Source organism: Kordia sp. SMS9 (assembly GCF_003352465.1).
Classification (GTDB): domain Bacteria; phylum Bacteroidota; class Bacteroidia; order Flavobacteriales; family Flavobacteriaceae; genus Kordia.
Genome location: NZ_CP031153.1, coordinates 149,530 through 169,041 on the forward strand (window position 1 = coordinate 149,530; position 19,512 = coordinate 169,041).

Below are 19,512 nucleotides of genomic sequence, written 5' to 3' on the forward strand. Positions count from 1 at the left end.
TTATAATACAGTTAATTAGGGCTATCAACATTGTAATTATGCGTCAAGTAGGTTAATATATTAGTATTAAACCATGAAAAATTTATCTTACTACTAAATCAACAGGACAAAATTCCTAATTATCTAGCAGTTCAAAGAATGGCAGAAAAGTTTCTTTAAAGAATCGACAAAACACTTATTTTATCGACGAAATACATTTTTTATCTGTTTATTTGGCTATTTTTTGGACGATTTGCACGCCAGAAATCGTAGTATATTGGATGATGTAGATGCCGCGAGCTACGTTTTTAGTCAAGATTTCATTCGAAAAATTTGTAGAAAGAATTTGTGTTCCTGTGATGGAATACAAACTGACTTTGGCAATATCATTGCGTTGTGTATACAGTTTTAATTGATCATCATGAAAATACGCGAGAATATCTTTGGAAGTATTTTCACTATCGACGGTATGTAATGCACTGCGATAGTCTAAGTTTAGAAAGAAACGATCGTGTGTTTCTCCCGTAATTCCTGAAAAGGTATAACTTGTTTGGCGTAAATCTGTAAAGGTACTTTGATACGTATCTTCTAAAATAATGTCAAAGTCTGTGCTTAAAAATTCAGCATCTATAGAAATTGTATATAAACCATCGGAAGTCAATTCGTAGCCCAAAGGCACTTGTACATTGGCATTTGTTAATTCTGGTAATGCCTGTATGGAGAGTCGCATCGCACCTAAAAAAGAATAAAATTCTACCGCTGCGCCGTCATTGATAAACGGTCCGTCGTAGCCATCATCAAAATGAATCGTTCCTTCTGGAATGAATCCTAAAAGAATCGTGACAAAAGAACCATTTCCTGCCAATCGCAACGAAATACGTCCGTCTGTGGGACTGTTTTCAGAATTTTTACGGACTTCTTGGATGTACTTCTTCGAAGCATAATCGTAACAAATTTGACCAAACATCGTCATGTATGTGCCAAAAAAAAGTGCTATTACAAGTATTTTTGTCTTCATAATAGAGACCTTTTAAAATGGGGTTCAAATCTCTACGACAATTATACACAAATTTTATTTATATTTCTTGTTTCTGACTGTTAAGACTTTAGGATTTTTTTTGTGAGTATAACTCCGCTTTCAGTTGTGTACTGAACCACATACACGCCTCTTGCCAATTGCGGCATTGCAATGGTTTCAGCATATTCGCGTTGTAGCAATAGTTTTCCAGAGATGTCGTATAAACTAATCATCTCAAAATCGGTACGCTTGGTAATGGTTTGTAAGTCATCACCATTAAATAATACGTTTACTTGATTTGGTTCAATGTCTAGTTCGTCAATACTTAGTGTATTTCTGTATTGAACTTGGATGAAGAAACGATCATTTTCTTCTGTTGGACTCGTCGTAAATGTGTATGAAGTTTGACGTAAGTCTGTAAATGTCCCTTGATATCTGTCTTCTAAAATGATGTCAAAATCTTGCGATAGATATTCTGCATCAATTGATAATGTGTACGTTCCGCTTGATAGGACTTGGTATCCTAAAGGCACTTCCATGTCTGTCGTTGTTAATGCTGGCAATGCTTGAATCGACATTTTACTGTCAGCCACATACGAGTAAAACTCAATACTAGCGCCTTCGTTGATAAATGGTCCATCGTACGTATCGTCATAGTTTATGGTTCCTTCTGGAATAAAACCTACCAATTGTGTTGCGTACATTCCGCTTCCAGCTAAACGCAATGACATACGACCATCCGTTTGACTATTGCTTGTAGTTGTGGTAGATTCTGTAGCAAATGCAACTTCTCCTGTTGGTCTGAAGAATTGGTCATTATTTGCGACTACTCGGTGTGAATTTTTAAATGTTACCGTTCCTGAACCTGTACTTTTTGCTTGCACGGCAAAACCTTGCGCAGTTGCAATGTTTCCGTCTGCTGCTCCTAAAGGGTTTGAACCTGTATTATTATATTCGATGTAATCCGAAGCTAAATTATCTCCTGTTGGCGCGTCTGTTTGCCTCCAGTAATACACGGTTCCTTCAATGTCATCTGAATTGTCTTTTTGAAACGCTTCCCAATCAATTGCAGACGGATATGGATTTCCGATGATGTTATACCCAGATTCGCTTGTGTTTGGATCTACCGTATAGTACACAGGTTCATCAATATCGCCATTGTTGACTGTTCCATCAAAAACGGCCGTTTCTACATTAAGATGATTTGCTCTTAATGCATAACCTCTACCAACTTCCATATCTGTATGATTGTTATTCCATGAAGCATTTGTGGTAGAAGCATTCCAGTAGTAGTCAAATCCGCCAACATCAGGAAAAATAGTAGCTATTACTGCATCTGTTTCCGCTACAGGAGTAGACCAATATGAATAGAAAAGCGTATTGGTATAATTTGGAGAATCTCTTTCAATGATATAATTTCCAGTACCTTTTACAGGAATGTTTTCACGTGGAAGCAATGCACCATCATTCTCAACGGTAATCGTTCCGTTATTTGTTAAGTCATAATATACATCCAATGTAGCACCTGCATTCACCGTAATAGAAGCGGAAGCATCAACCGTAAGTTCTCCAACAATCGTATGTGCCGTTAGTACTGGATAATTTGTTGAAGAAGGAATCACTACAGATTCCAATTTAGTAGCGTCTGGTGCAGTACCTCCAACCCAGTTTGTACCAGTAGTCCAACTTGTGGTTGACGCAGTTGACGACCATGTAATTTCAGTTTTATTACTTGCAGAATCTGTGGTTACAGCATCGCTATCATCTAAATAAGAAATGGTATCACCATCTAAGGCAGCCACTAAATTATCTGTTCCTACTGTCGTGATTAATATGTCTTTATTTTCGTCTATTTCGGTAACTGTACGCACATCGTCCCAAACTCTAAATCCCCAAATATTTCCTGCAAAATAATTATTAGAATTGGATTGTGAATTGTTATTGAAACAGTATTCTGAGCTTCCGCCAGAAGTCCATGTTCCACAATTTGGATATCGTATATTACCATCAGAGCGTCCTAAATTAATATCGCCACTATGCGATCGTATTTCAAAACCAGCTCTAGAATCCATTAAACTTCCATCTAAATACCATTTTAAGTTTGTATTATCAGATGCTGCAATTGGGTCATTTACAGGAACACCAACATTGTCAAACACTAATGCTATATGATACCAAGTATCATCACTAATAGGTTCTCTAAAATACGTTCCATTCCATCGTGGTGTATAATCACTATTAGACCTGTTATATCCTCCAACAACGACATAATCGTTTTCTACGTACAGTATTATTCCACGCGATCCACCACCTTCTTTGTAGATTATTTGTCTACTCGTGGCATCATCCACTTTAAAATATCCTTCAATAGTTCTATCGTTTACGGTTGTCGTGTTAATATTGTCCGAATCAGTTAACTCAATAAAGTCATCAACTCCATCCAAATAATACCCGTCATTTGGAGGTTGTGCATAGGTTAAAAAGGATAGTAGTAAAAATATTTTTAAAATGTATAAATTCTTCTTCATCATCGGAGCAATTTTTATCATTATATACGTAAATTCTCTATCTTTGGTTTTCAAAAATTTGAAAATTCATGTTTTCGATATATAAATCTACATACTATTTATAAAAATAGTATTTTCTTACAAAGATAAAGATTGCAAATCGACAAAACAAACAAATAGATCGTCCAAATGACCGTTTTAACACATAAATTTCTTACAAAACATACCACAGCTCCTTTTTTTCAAATTGATGAAAGTGAGTTTGTAACAGCAATTGACTCCGAAATTGCGAATGCTAAAAAGCAAATTGAACAAATTGTTGCTAACGAGCAGCCACCTACTTTTGAAAACACAATTGAAGCGTTGGAATATTCAGACGAACAGTTGGATCGTATCACAAGTATTTTCTTCAATTTGAATTCGGCTGAAACCAACGAAAATATTCAAAAAATGGCACAAGAGATTTCTCCTAAGTTAACAGAATTCTCTAATGATATTGTATTGAATGAAGGTTTATTTGAACGTGTAAAAACTTTACATGCGCAAAAAGATACACTAAATTTAACAACAGAACAACACACATTATTAGATAAAAAATTCAAATCGTTTTCACGAAATGGCGCTAATTTATCTAAAGATAAGAAAGAAATACTTCGCGAAATTGATAAGAAACTATCAAAGTTGAGTCTCACTTTTGGTGAAAATGTTTTAGCGGAAACGAACAAATTTCAGCTACACTTAACAGATGAAAAAGATATTACAGGACTTCCAAACGGAGCGTTAGAAGCCGCAAAATCTATCGCGAAAAGTCAAGATAAAGACGGTTGGATTTTCACACTCAATTATCCAAGCTATATTCCTTTTATGAAATATGCTGACAATCGCGAATTGCGCAAACAGATGGCAACTGCTTTTGGTTCCAAGGCTTTTAAAGGTGATGAATTGGACAACAAAGCCAATGTGTTGGAAATTGCCAAGCTCCGTCATCAACGTGCCAATTTGCTCGGTTATGAAACGCATGCACATTTTGTGTTGGAAGAACGCATGGCAAAAACACCTGAAAAAGTAATTTCGTTTTTGAATGAATTGCTCGAAAAAGCAAAACCAGCCGCTGAACGTGAGTTTTCACAATTGTCAAATTTTGCCAAAAAATTAGATGGTATTTCAGCATTGCAAAGTTGGGACAGCGCATACTATTCTGAAAAATTAAAGCAAGAATTATTCAATTTGGATGATGAAAAACTGAAACCGTATTTTAAACTTGAAAATGTAATTGATGGGGCATTTACGGTAGCCGCAAAATTATTTGACATTCATTTCCAACAGGTATTTGATATTGAGGTGTATCACAAAGACGTAAAAACTTATGAAGTTGTAGATGGCAATGGTAAATTTGTCGCAGTATTTTATGCCGATTTTCATCCGAGGAAAGGAAAGCGAAATGGTGCTTGGATGACGTCCTATAAATCGCAGTACCGAAAAAATGGAACGGTAGAACGCCCACATGTATCTATTGTGTGCAACTTTACCAAACCTACGGAATCGAAACCATCATTATTGACTTTTAACGAAGTTACGACTTTGTTCCATGAATTTGGACACGCATTGCACGGAATGTTGGCAGACACCACCTATCCAAGTTTAAGTGGAACGTCCGTTTTTTGGGATTTTGTAGAATTACCAAGTCAAATACTAGAAAACTGGTGTTACGAAGCAGAAGCCTTGGCCATTTTTGCAAAACATTATGAAACTGGAGAAGTCATTCCGATGGAATACATTGAAAAAATCAAAGCTTCCGCAACCTTTTTAGAAGGAATGGCGACGTTGCGTCAGATAAGTTTTGGTTTGTTAGATATGAACTGGCACGGAATTGATCCAACAGATATTACCGATGTAAAAGCACATGAAAAAACGGCTTTCGAAAACACACGTTTGTTTCCAGAAAATCCTAAAACTGCGATGAGCACTGCCTTTTCACATATTTTTCAAGGTGGTTATTCTTCTGGATATTACAGTTACAAATGGGCAGAAGTGTTGGATGCAGATGCTTTTGAATATTTCAAAGAACATGGAATTTTCAGTAGAGAAATTGCTTCAAAATTTGCAACACACGTACTTTCAAAAGGTGGAACAGAACATCCAATGACATTATACAAACGTTTCCGCGGAAGCGAACCAAAACCAGAAGCGTTATTGAAACGTGCAGGATTGCTAGCGGAATAGACTTCTTAGATTGTTAGAACTAAAACTAAATTTGAAACGCCAAACGTCACTTCGATTTCTATGACAAAAGCAAGCGATTTTGATTAAAAGATTGAACTCACTAGTTTCTTTATTTTTTTACCACGAATACACGAATTATTTTTCTTATTACTGTCCGTCACTTCGAGTGGTTTTCTGTCATTGAGCTTGTCGAAATGCAGAAAATTGTATCGAGAAGCACTTTGAAAAGTAACCAATTCGTCATAATGCTACTTATTAGTGATGTTATTTATTAGTGATGTTACTTGAGTAATAAATTTCATAGTTTGAAAACACATGCAATCAGCAACTAGCGATAATGCTACTGAATGTATCAAAGTGCAAGTTGATTTTGACTGCGCCCAATCTGAAAAGTATATTTTTAAATTCAAGCTAAAAATTATAAAAACAAATTAAACTTTCAATAATTTTTGAAAGTTTGAAAATTATTGTATATTTGAACTATGAAAGTAACAGAAGCAAAATATAAATTCATTCAAACTTGGGGCGCGTTAGGAACCTTATGGGGAATTAACAAAGCGATGGCACAAATTCATGCGTTGCTCTTGGTGTCACCAGAACCTTTATCGATGGAAGATGTCATGGAAGAATTGCATATTTCCAGAGGAAACACCAGTATGAATTTACGCCAATTAATCGATTGGGGCATTGTATACAAAACTTCCAAAGCTGGCGAACGAAAAGAATATTTTACTTCTGAGAAAGACATTAACGAACTCGCGAAGCAAATAGCAAGAGAACGCAGTCGAAGAGAAATTCAACCAACATTAAAAGTGTTGAAAGAAGTGAGTAGTATTGAAGATGATGGTTCCGCAGAAACAAAGGAATTTATCAAACAAACAAAAGCGCTCCACGAATTGGCAAATACCGCAGATTCTATTTTGAATCGAGTCGTAAATCAAGAAGCCAATTGGCTGACCAAAACGTTCATTAAACTTTTAAAATAACAACAAACACGAAAGGAATTCATTTTCCTTTTTATTTTCAATAAAACTTTCACTAATTATTGAAAGTTTAAAAAATACAATAGTCATGAAATTTATATATCACATCAACAACATCGTATTCGCATTGACCATTTTAGGGTATACATTGATCATTCCAGGACTTTTTATGCAGTTGGTTTTAGGAATTATTCAACTCATATTCTTCATCGTCTTACTATGTAATTATGATAAATTTTCAAAACGAATACAAGATCATTTAAAAATTTATGGAGCTGTAGCCAGTTTATCTTTATTGCTTTTTTTCAATGGCGATCTTATCAATACAGCACTCAACACATCTATTGTACCTGTTTTTAGTATCATTATTCCGTTAGGTATTGCTGGCTATTTCACTTATATCATTGTTGAACTCGAAAAACGTGTCTTATGAAAAATCTCTGTCTACTCACCTATCTCAAAAAGGAATTTCAAACACCAACAAACAAAGAACAAATCATTGACTTTTACGACAAAGCCACGGACGATTATCGTTTTTGGAGCAAAGATCTAAACATGCACTTTGGGTATTATATTCCTTTTAAAACCTCTTTGTTTACGCGTGATCGCATGCTGAATCAGATGAATGCAGAAGTTTTCAAACGTTTACATATTAAAAATCAAAAAAAACACATTGTAGATTTAGGTTGTGGCATGGGCGCATCTATTCGTCACGGAATTGCCAATCATCCAAAATTAGCTGTGACAGGTTTGACAATTTCTCCGTTTCAAGTAGAAAAAGGAAATGAATTGCTTCAATCAGATCGCGGAACAATTTTAAACAGAGACTACCGAAACACATTTTTAAAAGAAAACTCCTTTGATGGCGCGATGGCGATAGAAAGTTTGTGCCATTCAGGTTGTAGCAAAGACGCGTTGGCGGAAACATACCGAATCATAAAACCCAATACTACGTTTGTCATTGCAGATGCATTCATAAAGAAAAATTACAAGCAAATGAATCTGCTCGCAAAATACACGTATAAAGGTTTGTGTGACTCGTGGAGTTTGGAAAGTTTGGCAAATATCAATCGTGTCAAAAAAGACTTAGAAGATATCGGTTTTAAAGACATCAAAGTGCAAAATATTTGGTACAGAGTGGCGCCATCAGTATTACATGTTCCTTTTGCAATTGGCGGATTTATCCTAAAAAAACTATTCAAAAAAGAACCGCTAAAACCCGAAAGTAAACAAAACTTAAAAGGTTCATTCTTTGCGCTTTTATCAAGTTTGAGCATGATGAATTTTGGATATTATATGATCACAGCTAAAAAATAAATTGGTATGAATTTCAATATCATCAGTTACATACTATACATTCCAATAATCTTCTTTATTACCATAAAAGTAGGCTGGATACTATACAAAAGTGGCGAAGTGTTTTTATGTAGCATTTTTCAAAATGATATTGAGATGACACAAAATTTAAACAAACTTTTACTCATTGGATATTACTTAATCAATTTAGGTGCCGCCACAATTACAATTACCTTTTGGGATACGGTGGAAAACCTACCTGAAATGATCAATACACTGTCCAAGATTCTCGGAAGCACAATTGTGCTGTTGGCACTTTTACATTACAACAACATCTTTTGGATTACATTTTTAAACAGAAAAAAACAACCTATAAATTAACACATCATGGGATCAACAAAAATCATCATCGCGTATTTCGTCTATCTACCAATTGTTATTGGACTCACCATTTTTGTCTCTAAAAAGCTATTTGAAAGTGGCAAAAGTTTTATGATCGAAATTTTTAGAGGAAAGGAAACAATAGCGCTCGCAACCAACAAACTTTTTGAAGTTGGTTTCTATCTTATCAATATCGGAATGGCGTTAATTCTTATGAAAATCTCAAATTACAATGGAACTTACAACATTGACAACCAGAAACTTATTGAAGTCATGGGACTCAAAATTGGAAGCTTTTCTATCTACCTTGGGGCAATGCTACTTTTGAATTTATTTCTATTTCTACGAGGAAGAAAAGTGACAAGAAGTACAGAAAAAAAACCTGTTGTACCTACATTTTCAACCAAAAAATAACGATATGAAAAAGATAATCATTGCAGGCGGAAGCGGATTTTTAGGACAATCATTAATCAGCTACTTTTTACCAAAAGGATATGAAATTATAGTGCTATCAAGAAGCGCAAGAAAAACAGGAAACGACCATTTGCGCTATGTACAATGGAATGCAAAAACTTTAGATATTTGGATGACTGAACTTGAAGGTGCAACTGTATTAATAAACCTTACGGGAAAGTCGGTAGATTGTCGCTATAGTGAAAAAAACAAAGCAGAAATTCTAAACTCCAGAGTCAATGCTACGAAAGTGCTAGGCGAAGCAATACAAGCCTGCGCTGTGCCTCCAAAAGTGTGGATGAATTCGTCTACTGCAACAATTTATGAGCATTCGCTAAAACGAAAAATGACGGAAGAAAACGGAAAGATAGGTGACGATTTTTCTATGAACGTTGCCAAATCGTGGGAAGCTACTTTTTACGATTGCAATACTCCAAAAACCAACAAAATTGCGTTGCGGACTTCCATCGTATTGGGAAAAAATGGTGGCGCGTTTATTCCGCTGAAAAACCTAACAAAACTTGGTTTGGGCGGAACGCAAGGAAGTGGAAAACAAAAAGTGAGCTGGATTCACGAACATGATTTTTGTCGCGCTGTTGCATTTTTGCTAGAAAAACACGAAACGGGAACGTATAATATAACAGCTCCGAATCCGATTGAAAATAAACGTTTTATGAAAACAATTCGGAACGTACTTAAAGTTCCTTTCGGACTCTTTCAACCAAAATGGTTACTCAAATTTGGTGCGCTCATTATAAAAACGGAAGCTGAATTGATTTTAAAAAGCAGATTTGTAATTCCTGAAAAATTAGTCAATGCTGGTTTTCAATTTCAATATCCGACTGCTGAAAAGGCGATTGAAGAAATTATTAATCGTCATTAAATAAAAAAACTATCCTATTTTTATAGGCTTAAATCTAATTTTGGGAAGAAAGAAAAAAAATATTTGGACTAAGAAAAACATTATAAATGTGATCTTATTTTTTGGAATCATAGTTGTTTTACTAAAAATAAACATATATGATAAAAAAAAACTAGCCAACGATTCCTTTAAAACTGTTGGTGTAATAGAAAAGTTGCACCCTAAAAAACCAATAGGAAAACGTTCTAAAGATGTTATTTATTTCTACTTTATCAAAAATGACATTGTATACCATAAAATATTAACTAAGACTGTAGGTGTAATTAATAATCATAAAATAAAATTGAATGACTGCTTTGAATTAAAAGTAGCTAATTCAAGTAACAGTATTTATGAGTTAAATTTAACAAAGAGAATTGATACTTTCATTGATAAGAAATTATATCAAAAACATGACTACAACAGTTTTATTCATAGAAACAAAATAGAAAGATACATCATTAATTCTAAATCAAATAAAGATAAGCTTTGATTACTATTACACTAAAAACACATATCAAAGCGCCAATTCAAACAGTTTTCGACATTTCTAGAGATATTACCGAACATGAAGCTTCAAGCAAAAACACACGCGAGAAAGCAATTGCTGGTGTGACTTCTGGGAAAATAAATTTGGGAGAAACGGTAACGTGGCGCGCCAAACATTTTGGGGTTTATATAAAACACACGAGTCTAATTTCCGAAATGGAATCACCCACTTTTTTTGTGGATGAAATGGTAGAAGGTGTTTTCAAAAGTTTGCGACATGAACATATTTTTAAAGAAGTGGACAATGCAACGGACATGACAGACATTTTCAACTACGAAGTTCCGTATGGCATTTTTGGACGCGTATTTAATTACTTCATTTTAAAATCCTATCTCACCAAATTTTTACACGAACGAAATCAACACATCAAACAACGCGCAGAAATCTCAAATTTAACAGGTTGACAGATTTTTCTATCGCTGTAAATATTTTTTATTTCAACAATATCGTTTACATTTGAAAAAACAATAGCTCACAAATGCCAAACCATCAACTGGATCCGAACAAGTGGATTACGCTCTATGCGGATTATCTTTTCAATTACACAATTGTAAGGGTAAAAGATAGAGAAACTGCACAAGATTTAGTCCAAGAAACGTTTTTTGCAGGACTAAAATCAATGGCAAATTTCAAAGGAGAAGCCTCAGAACGTACGTGGCTCATCTCTATTTTGAAACGAAAAATTATTGATTACTATCGCAAAATCAATTCAAAAAAAGGGCAAGCGGAAGTACGCATCAATTACAATGCTGACACAGAATCGGAAGGTGATTGGTTGGAAGAGCGCGTTGCTGATGGATATGATAAAAACGCCGAAGATCAAATGCAAAATGAAGAACTTGGACTTGCCATTGAAGACTGCATTGACAAACTTCCAGAAAAACAAGCTAAAATCTTTAAGATGAAAACCATTTTAGGATACGACACAGAAACCATTTGTAATGATTTAAATATAACTGCGTCTAACCTTTGGGTTATCATTCACAGAGCGAGAACCACGCTTTCTGGATGCCTCGAACAGAACTGGTTTTAATAAGTAATGAAGAATGAGTACGAAATTCAAATTTTTTATATCGTGTGAAGAAGCTCAACATATTTGCGACAAATCGCAGTATGGAGAAGCTGGCTTTTGGGAAATACTAAAACTGAAATTAAGATTGTCTTGGTGTCACATCACAAGAGCATATTCTAGTAAAAATGCAAAGCTCACCGAATTGGTTCAAAAATCAAACATTGACGCTATAGAACAAAAAAAGAAAGACGAAATGGCGCGCAAACTCAAAGAAGAAATGAGCAAATACTAAACACATACTAAAAGTAAAAACCATACAATCGGAATACTCTCTACCCAAAAAGCGGCAAAGTATTTCGATTTTTTTATGCGCGATTGCCAAATAGACACACACAACAACAACCCGATTCCCACAGTCATAAAAAATGCTGTAGAAAAAGATTTTTCAATAAAATATTCTAAGAATACAAACAATACAATCCACACATAGGCAAGCAATTTTGTTCGTGGAATTCCGAGTCGCTGTGGCAACGTTCCCAAAGCGGCGGCATCATACGACAAATCGCTAATCTCAAACGGAATCATCAAAACCAACACTAATACAAAACGTTGCAAACCCAATAAAATAACATTGGTTTCTGCAAGTGGAATATCTGCATTCACAATGGGCAACAACACCGTAACTCCTGTCCAACACAACGCTACAATAGAGATTTTAAAACCTGGGAGCGTTCTAAAATTTTTCTGTTTGGGTAAAAAAGGAATAATATAAAGCGAAGACAGTAAACTCAATCCGACGGCAAGGAACAAGGTTTTCCATTGTAATTGAAACGCATAATACGAAGCCAATACAAAGCACACAAAACTCAACATCTGTATAAATTTCAAGTAGTTGGTGGCAACAAAAAAATATTGCTTCGCAGAACTCCCGTATTTTATAAAATTATATGTCACAATCGTACCGTAAAATGTGAAATACAAAACAGCTTCATCATACGGTAAATCAAACACATACAGCGTACAATACGTCAAAGCATACACGCTAAAACCTATGTGAATACTGCTATCTAAATAAAAATTGAAACCTCTTTTTAAAACATTCATCAAACAAAAATAGCCAAACTGTTCATAACCTAACTTTTTCGTTAAAAACTTTCGCATTTCGCAACCACACAAAATTGCAAAGAAGTAATTTTTTAGTTGTATTTTTGCATGCCATAAGCACAACTATAAAAAAAGAAAAAATATAGCTGATGAAAACTGATTCTTTTTCATTGAGACATAATGGAATTCGTACGAAAGACATTCCATACATGTTACAGACTATCGGAGTTGATTCTGTTGAACAATTGATGGATGAAACCATTCCAGATGGAATTCGCTTGCGAGAAGCACTTTCGCTTCCAAAAGGACTAAGCGAAAATGAATTTTTAGCGCACATGCAGGATTTGGCAGGTCACAATAAAATCTTCAAATCGTACATCGGTTTGGGATATCATGAAGCCGTAACGCCGCCTGTCATTCAACGTAACATCTTGGAAAATCCAGGTTGGTACACAGCGTATACGCCGTACCAAGCAGAAATTGCACAAGGAAGATTGGAAGCCTTGTTAAACTTCCAAACGGTGGTGACGGAATTGACAGGAATGGAACTTGCCAATGCGTCTTTATTAGACGAAAGTACCGCTGCGGCAGAAGCCATGACAATGCTATTTGGTGTACGATCAAGAGCGCAGAAAAAAGGAAACATCGTAAAGTTTTTCGTCTCTGAAGAAGTATTACCACAAACAATTTCCTTATTAAAAACACGTGCTATTCCGATCGGAATTGAGTTGGTAATTGGAAATCATGAAGAATTTGACTTTTCAACAGACTATTTTGGTGCTTTACTACAATATCCTGGAAAACACGGTCAAATATTTGACTACAGAGCATTCACAGAAAAAGCAAACGAAAACGAAATCAAAGTAGCAGTAGCAGCAGATATTTTAAGTTTGGTATTGTTAGAATCGCCAGGAAGCTTTGGAGTAGATGTTGTCGTAGGAACCACACAACGTTTCGGAATTCCATTAGGATATGGTGGACCACATGCCGCATTTTTTGCCACGAAAGAAGCGTACAAACGTAGCATTCCAGGAAGAATCATTGGTGTTACGAAAGATACGGACGGAAATCGTGCATTGCGCATGGCATTACAAACCCGCGAGCAACATATCAAAAGAGACAAAGCAACCTCTAACATCTGTACTGCACAAGTATTACTTGCCGTCATGGCGGGAATGTACGCAGTATATCACGGACCTAACGGATTGCGCTACATCGCTAACAAAGTACATACAAACACTGTAAATCTCGCAAATTCGCTTAAACAATTAGGGTTCAAGCAAACAAATACAGCATTCTTTGATACAATTGTCATCAAAGCAAATGCTGCCAAAGTAAAAGAAATTGCAGAATACAACGAAGTTAACTTTTTATACATTGACGACAAAACGGTTGCCATTTCTATCAACGAATCAACTACGAAACGTGATTTAGAAGACATCATTTTCATCTTTGCGGCGGTTGTTGTAAAAGAAACTGTGCAGATTACAGATACAAATACTTCTAAAATATTAGCTTCTGTAGTACGTGAAACACCGTTTATGGAAGCAGATGTATTCAACACTTATCATTCGGAAACAGAAATGATGCGCTACATCAAGAAATTGGAACGTAAAGATTTATCGCTAAATCATTCCATGATTGCCTTGGGTTCTTGTACAATGAAATTAAACGCTGCGGCGGAAATGTTATCGCTAAGTTCAGCACAGTGGAATAACATTCACCCTTTTGTTCCTGTAGAGCAGGCAGAAGGGTATCAAATATTACTAAAAGAACTGATTCACCAGCTAAACGTTGTTACAGGTTTTGCAGGAACTTCTTTGCAGCCAAACTCTGGTGCGCAAGGAGAATTTGCAGGATTGATGGTCATCAGAGCCTACCACGAATCAAGAGGAGATACACACAGAAACATCTGTTTAATTCCAGCGTCTGCACACGGAACCAACCCAGCAAGTGCCGTGATGGCAGGGATGAAAGTTGTTGTAACCAAAACGTCTGAAGACGGAAATATAGACATCGACGACTTGCGTGAAAAAGCATTGCTTCACAAAGACAATTTAGCAGCGTTAATGGTAACCTATCCATCAACACACGGCGTTTTTGAAGCAACCATTAAAGACATTACACAAATCATTCACGATAATGGTGGACAAGTATACATGGATGGTGCCAATATGAACGCACAAGTAGGACTGACAAATCCTGCTACAATTGGTGCCGATGTTTGTCACTTAAATCTACACAAAACATTCGCCATTCCACATGGCGGCGGCGGACCTGGTGTTGGACCAATTTGTGTAGCAGCACACTTAACACCTTTCTTACCAAGCAATCCAATCATTGAAACTGGTGGCGAACAAGCCATTACTTCAATTTCTGCGGCGCCTTGGGGAAGTGCCTTGGTATGTTTAATCTCGTACGGATACATTACCATGTTAGGGTCAAGAGGATTGACAGAAGCGACAGAATATGCCATCTTAAATGCAAACTATATCAAAGGTCGTTTGGAAGGTCAGTACGACATTTTATACACCAATGAACGTGGACGTTGTGCGCACGAAATGATCATTGATTGCCGTCCATTCAAACAACACGGAATAGAAGTCACAGACATAGCCAAACGTTTGATGGATTATGGTTTCCATGCGCCAACAGTTTCATTCCCTGTAGCTGGAACGATTATGATTGAGCCAACGGAAAGTGAAAGTGTCGCAGAATTAGACCGTTTCTGTGATGCGATGTTAGCTATTTTTGAAGAAATTTCAGAAGCAAGCGCAAGTGACACCAACAATGTGATGAAAAATGCACCACATACACTCGGAATGTTAACAGCTGACGAATGGAATCTTCCATACTCGCGTCAAAAAGCTGGATTCCCATTGTCCTTTGTGGCTGAAAACAAATTCTGGCCAACCGTTCGCAGAGTAGACGATGCTTATGGAGACAGAAACTTAATTTGTACGTGTGCGCCTATTGAGGAATATGCAGAAGCATAAAATACACTTTAAAAATCATGAAAAGAGCGTCCTTTGTACGCTCTTTTTTGTAGACTGTTTCATATTTTTATTTGAAGAATTATCACTATCTTATGTATTCTTTTGAAAATTATTCACATAATTAACATTTGAGTGCATTATCCTCAAAAATAAAAACTTTGAAGCATCCGCTAAATAATTAAAAGTCTATTATCATTAATTTAGTAGCTTATAATCCCAAAAAACTATGATTGTATGAAAGTGAAAATAACTGGGACAGGATGTTATATTCCCTCTGAAGTTGAAATCAATGAAGCTTTCCTTCAACACCAATTTTTAAATGAAGATGGTAGCCCTTTTAAACAAAACACAGCTATTATTATAAAAAAATTCAAGTCGATTACAGGAATTGATGAACGCAGGTATGCAGAAACGCATCATTCTTCTTCAGACTTAGGATTTTTTGCCGCTGAAAAAGCAATTGCTAATGCCAATATTGATCCTGAAACCTTAGATTATATCATTTTTGCACATAATTTTGGCGACGTAAAACACAATACCATTCAAAGTGACATGGTACCAAGTTTGGCAAGTAGAGTAAAACACAACTTGCGCATCAAGAATCCAAAATGTGTTGCGTACGATGTTATATTTGGTTGTCCAGGTTGGCTTGAAGGCATGATACAAGCGTATGCTTTTATCAAAGCAGGAATTGCTAAAAAATGCCTTGTTATTGGCTCAGAAACCTTATCACGCGTTGTGGATGTTCATGACCGAGATTCTATGATTTACTCAGATGGTGCTGGCGCAACAATTATTGAAACTACTACCGAAGATTGTGGCATTATTGCACATGAAACTGCAACACATTCGTATGATGAAGCGCATTATTTATACTTTGGAAAATCAAACAATCCTGAGTTGAGCGACGATACGCGATACATAAAAATGTACGGTCGAAAAATATACGAATTTGCTTTGACGCATGTGCCAGCAGCCATGAAAGCTTGTTTAGACAAAAGTGGTGTTGCTATTGATGATTTGAAAAAAGTATTCATTCATCAAGCCAATGAAAAGATGGACGAAGCTATTATAGAGCGTTTTTACAACTTATATGATAAAGAAGCTCCTAAAAGCATTATGCCAATGACTATTCATAATTTAGGAAACAGTTCGGTGGCAACGATTCCAACGTTATTTGATATGGTTACCAAAGGACAAGTAGAAAATCAAGACATACAAAAAGGTGACATCATTATGTTTGCTAGTGTTGGTGCTGGAATGAACATCAACGCAATTGTTTATAAATATTGACATGAATCACGATACAATTGCCATTATTGGTGGCGGAAACTTAGGAAAATCTATTGCGCAAGGATTGTTAAAACAACACAACAATCCTTCGCAAATTTATGTAACGCGCAACAAAATTGAACTTTTGAACGATTTAAAAGCGCAAGGTGTGCAGGTAACTTCTAACAATGTGGAAGCCGTACAACAATCAAAAATCCTAATTTTTGCCTTAAAACCGTATCGTATTGAAAGTGTACTAAAAGAACTTTCTGCATATATTACACCAGCGCATTTAATCATTTCTGTGATCAGTGATTTTTCTCTAGAACAACTAGCAACCTGTGTGAATAGCAACATTGAAATCGTTCGTGCAATGCCGAATACCGCAGCCGCGATTGGCGAATCACTTACCTGTTTGGCTTCGAAGAATGCTTCCTCAGAAAACATGTCGAAAACGAAATTTATTTTTGACGCATTGGGCGAAACCATAGAAATCAACGAAAGTTTGATGGATGCTGCCACGGTTCTCGGTGCCTGCGGAATTGCTTATGTGTTACGCTTCATTCGCGCAATGATTCAAGGTGGCATTGAAATTGGATTTGATGCCAAAACCGCAACGAAAATCGCTTCACAAACGGTAAAAGGTGCGAGCGAATTGTTATTGCAAAACGGGAACCATCCCGAAGAGGAAATTGACAAAGTAACGACGCCTAAAGGCTGCACCATTGCTGGACTGAACGAGATGGAACATCAAGGATTTAGTTCGTCATTGATCAAAGGAATTAAGACTTCGATTGAAACCATTCAGAAATAAACTACTTTATATTTAGTTTGTATTTACTAAATTAGTTGCATAAAGCGAATCATCAATTATTTTAGTCTTACGAATTGAGTATAATGTCATCCTTAAAATTTAAAAAAACATACCTGTATCATTTTTTAGCGGCTTTTATAATTGCGCTTTGGCTTACTATTTTTTTAATTATTATTGCTCCTTTTGATGCTTCAGAAGTTTCTTTTAAAATACGATTACTAATAATGCCTGTGTATGGGCTCATTACATTTATTGGATACATTGTTTTAATTCCTTTCCAAGATTTTGTAATCAAAAAAAAGCACAAACAATTATTATTTGAAATATTTCACCTAATTCTATTTAATATTATCGTACTAATTGGTAGTTATCTGTACTATAAATCTAGTATTGTTAATGGTGATTATTCGTTTACAAAATTTACATTTGAAGTTTACTATCCTATTTTCTTTATACTATTACCAATCATCATCTTTGCTAAATGGTTTTTGAGAAAACAACATGGCAATAAAAGTTCTGAAAAAATCATTTTGAAGGGTGATAATAAGTTAGATATACTTCAAATAGAGAATTCAGATTTAGTGTGTATTTCAAGTGCAGATAATTATGTTGAAGTAAATTATTTAATAGATGGTATATTACATAAGAAGCTTCTAAGAACTACTTTAAAAAATATAGAACTTCAATTCCCTGTATTGCTAAAAGTACATCGTTCACACTTAATCAATCCTGATCATTTTAAAGAATGGAAAAGCGCTGCTAAAATTTTATTAACTGGAATAGAAGTTCCCGTTTCCAAAAATTACAAAAACGATGTATTGGCTTTAAATCACTCATCCCTAAAAACGATAGATTCACCACAATCGCAATAAAATAGGGACATACAATCATTTTCATCTTTAAATTTGAACTCAACAAAAATTCACAAACGATGAAAAAAAATATAATCTTAATAGCAACTATTCTGGTATCTTTTACAAGTATCTCTCAAGATAAAAATAAAGAAGTACATGTATTATTAGAAAAAATGGTGTCCGATAAAAAAGTAATGGGTGTTGTTGCTGGTTACAGTGTAGATGGCAAAACAATTGCTATGTCTTCTGCTGGATATGCCAATAAAAAAACAAAAGAAAAGTTTACAACAGCTACAAAACTACGCATGGGTTCTATTGCAAAACCAATGACAGCTTTGGCAGTGATGCAGTTGGTAGAACAAGGCTTATTAGATTTAGATGCGCCTATACAAACGTATATCTCAGATTATCCAACACATCCAAAAACTCAAATTACTACAAGGCATTTATTATCGCATACATCGGGAATTGCAGGTTACAAAAATGGAAAAGAATCCAATACTACAAAAAACTACCCAACACTTTATGATGCTTTAGCGCTATTTAAAGACAGAGCATTACTATTTGAGCCTGGTACTCAATATAATTATTCAACTTATGGTTATACCGTTTTAGGAGTTATTATTGAACGCGTATCTGGACTAACTTTCGAAGCGTATATGCAAAAAAATATTTGGGATAAAGCAGGAATGACACATACAGGAGTTGATAAATTTGGTGTAAAAGTAGAAAACAAATCAGAGTTATATTCTCGTAATAACGGAAAAGGAAAAGCTAAAAAAGCCAAAGAAAATAATTTAAGTAACAGAATTCCTGCTGGAGGATTTTATACAACTGCAGAAGACATGTTAAAGTTCGGAAATGCTGTGTTAAATAATGTTTTTGTTAAAAGAAGCACTTTAGATCTCATGCGCCAACATCACAGTTTGGAAAAAGAAAATAACGCCTATGGTTTTGGTTGGTTTTTGTATTCAAAAAAACCAAATGAAGGCGCACTTATTGGGCATACTGGAGGTCAAACTGGATGTACTTCGTTTCTTTTTATAGCTCCAAGTAAAAAAGCTGTTAGTATTATATTAGCAAATACATCAAGAGCACAATCTAGTGTTGATCCAGTGGCTAATGAATTGTTAAAATTATCAGTGTATTATAAAAAAAATGACTAAGCA

At 35.4% G+C, this 19,512-nt stretch carries 19 protein-coding genes; 16 read left to right on the plus strand and 3 right to left on the minus strand.

What is annotated here, in order from left to right:
• Nucleotides 1-208 precede the first annotated feature (208 nt).
• Nucleotides 209-997, minus strand: coding sequence for a T9SS type A sorting domain-containing protein (locus tag KORDIASMS9_RS00645; protein WP_162819697.1), 789 nt, complete (start codon nt 995-997; stop codon nt 209-211).
• 80 nt (nt 998-1,077) lie between these two features.
• The gene (locus KORDIASMS9_RS00650; protein ID WP_240321109.1) at nt 1,078-3,528 is read right to left on the minus strand and encodes a LamG-like jellyroll fold domain-containing protein; all 2,451 of its coding nucleotides are present in this window, start codon (nt 3,526-3,528) and stop codon (nt 1,078-1,080) included.
• A 165-nt stretch (nt 3,529-3,693) separates the two neighbouring features.
• Between KORDIASMS9_RS00650 and KORDIASMS9_RS00655 the strand changes: the two genes are divergently transcribed.
• From KORDIASMS9_RS00655 to KORDIASMS9_RS00705, 11 genes are all read left to right on the plus strand, one after another.
• Nucleotides 3,694-5,727, plus strand: coding sequence for a M3 family metallopeptidase (locus KORDIASMS9_RS00655; RefSeq protein WP_114900995.1), 2,034 nt, complete (start codon nt 3,694-3,696; stop codon nt 5,725-5,727).
• A gap of 482 nt (nt 5,728-6,209) precedes the next feature.
• Nucleotides 6,210-6,713, plus strand: coding sequence for a GbsR/MarR family transcriptional regulator (locus tag KORDIASMS9_RS00660; protein WP_114900996.1), 504 nt, complete (start codon nt 6,210-6,212; stop codon nt 6,711-6,713).
• 85 nt (nt 6,714-6,798) lie between these two features.
• A complete protein-coding gene (locus KORDIASMS9_RS00665) occupies nt 6,799-7,143 on the plus strand; it encodes a hypothetical protein (RefSeq protein WP_114900997.1) in 345 nt (114 codons plus the stop codon).
• Entirely contained in the window at nt 7,140-8,027 is an 888-nt protein-coding gene (locus tag KORDIASMS9_RS00670; RefSeq protein WP_114900998.1) for a cyclopropane-fatty-acyl-phospholipid synthase family protein, read from the plus strand. Before KORDIASMS9_RS00665 ends, KORDIASMS9_RS00670 begins: the two co-directional genes overlap by 4 nt.
• Before the next feature lie 6 nt (nt 8,028-8,033).
• Nucleotides 8,034-8,387 (plus strand): hypothetical protein, encoded by a 354-nt coding sequence (locus tag KORDIASMS9_RS00675; RefSeq protein ID WP_114900999.1) that lies wholly within the window; start codon nt 8,034-8,036, stop codon nt 8,385-8,387.
• Nucleotides 8,388-8,393: 6 nt separating this feature from the next.
• On the plus strand, nt 8,394-8,801 hold the full coding sequence (locus tag KORDIASMS9_RS00680; RefSeq protein WP_114901000.1) for a hypothetical protein: 408 nt from the start codon (nt 8,394-8,396) through the stop codon (nt 8,799-8,801).
• 4 nt (nt 8,802-8,805) lie between these two features.
• Complete coding sequence (locus tag KORDIASMS9_RS00685; protein ID WP_114901001.1) at nt 8,806-9,723, plus strand: TIGR01777 family oxidoreductase; 918 nt, start codon at nt 8,806-8,808, stop codon at nt 9,721-9,723.
• Between the two features lie 40 nt (nt 9,724-9,763).
• The gene (locus KORDIASMS9_RS00690; protein ID WP_114901002.1) at nt 9,764-10,234 is read left to right on the plus strand and encodes a hypothetical protein; all 471 of its coding nucleotides are present in this window, start codon (nt 9,764-9,766) and stop codon (nt 10,232-10,234) included.
• Complete coding sequence (locus KORDIASMS9_RS00695; protein WP_114901003.1) at nt 10,231-10,695, plus strand: SRPBCC family protein; 465 nt, start codon at nt 10,231-10,233, stop codon at nt 10,693-10,695. The genes KORDIASMS9_RS00690 and KORDIASMS9_RS00695 overlap by 4 nt, the downstream gene beginning before the upstream one ends.
• Before the next feature lie 74 nt (nt 10,696-10,769).
• The gene (locus KORDIASMS9_RS00700; protein ID WP_114901004.1) at nt 10,770-11,324 is read left to right on the plus strand and encodes a sigma-70 family RNA polymerase sigma factor; all 555 of its coding nucleotides are present in this window, start codon (nt 10,770-10,772) and stop codon (nt 11,322-11,324) included.
• A gap of 13 nt (nt 11,325-11,337) precedes the next feature.
• Complete coding sequence (locus tag KORDIASMS9_RS00705) at nt 11,338-11,595, plus strand: hypothetical protein (RefSeq protein WP_114901005.1); 258 nt, start codon at nt 11,338-11,340, stop codon at nt 11,593-11,595.
• On the opposite strand, the gene KORDIASMS9_RS00710 is transcribed toward KORDIASMS9_RS00705, so the two are convergent.
• Nucleotides 11,592-12,407, minus strand: a complete 816-nt coding sequence (locus KORDIASMS9_RS00710) for a hypothetical protein (protein WP_205318023.1) — start codon at nt 12,405-12,407, stop codon at nt 11,592-11,594. The genes KORDIASMS9_RS00705 and KORDIASMS9_RS00710 overlap by 4 nt on opposite strands.
• A gap of 149 nt (nt 12,408-12,556) precedes the next feature.
• On the opposite strand from KORDIASMS9_RS00710, the gene gcvP reads away from it, so the two are divergent.
• The 5 genes from gcvP to KORDIASMS9_RS00735 all read left to right on the plus strand — a co-directional run bounded on the left by gcvP (nt 12,557) and on the right by KORDIASMS9_RS00735 (nt 19,509).
• Entirely contained in the window at nt 12,557-15,403 is a 2,847-nt protein-coding gene (gene gcvP, locus KORDIASMS9_RS00715; protein WP_114901007.1) for an aminomethyl-transferring glycine dehydrogenase, read from the plus strand.
• A 234-nt stretch (nt 15,404-15,637) separates the two neighbouring features.
• Nucleotides 15,638-16,696, plus strand: coding sequence for a 3-oxoacyl-ACP synthase III family protein (locus KORDIASMS9_RS00720; protein WP_114901008.1), 1,059 nt, complete (start codon nt 15,638-15,640; stop codon nt 16,694-16,696).
• 1 nt (nt 16,697) lies between these two features.
• A complete protein-coding gene (proC, locus tag KORDIASMS9_RS00725; protein ID WP_114905104.1) occupies nt 16,698-17,489 on the plus strand; it encodes a pyrroline-5-carboxylate reductase in 792 nt (263 codons plus the stop codon).
• Nucleotides 17,490-17,572: 83 nt separating this feature from the next.
• Nucleotides 17,573-18,361 (plus strand): LytTR family DNA-binding domain-containing protein, encoded by a 789-nt coding sequence (locus KORDIASMS9_RS00730; RefSeq protein WP_114901009.1) that lies wholly within the window; start codon nt 17,573-17,575, stop codon nt 18,359-18,361.
• Nucleotides 18,362-18,420: 59 nt separating this feature from the next.
• Nucleotides 18,421-19,509, plus strand: coding sequence for a serine hydrolase (locus KORDIASMS9_RS00735; RefSeq protein WP_114901010.1), 1,089 nt, complete (start codon nt 18,421-18,423; stop codon nt 19,507-19,509).
• The last annotated feature ends 3 nt before the right edge of the window (nt 19,510-19,512 follow it).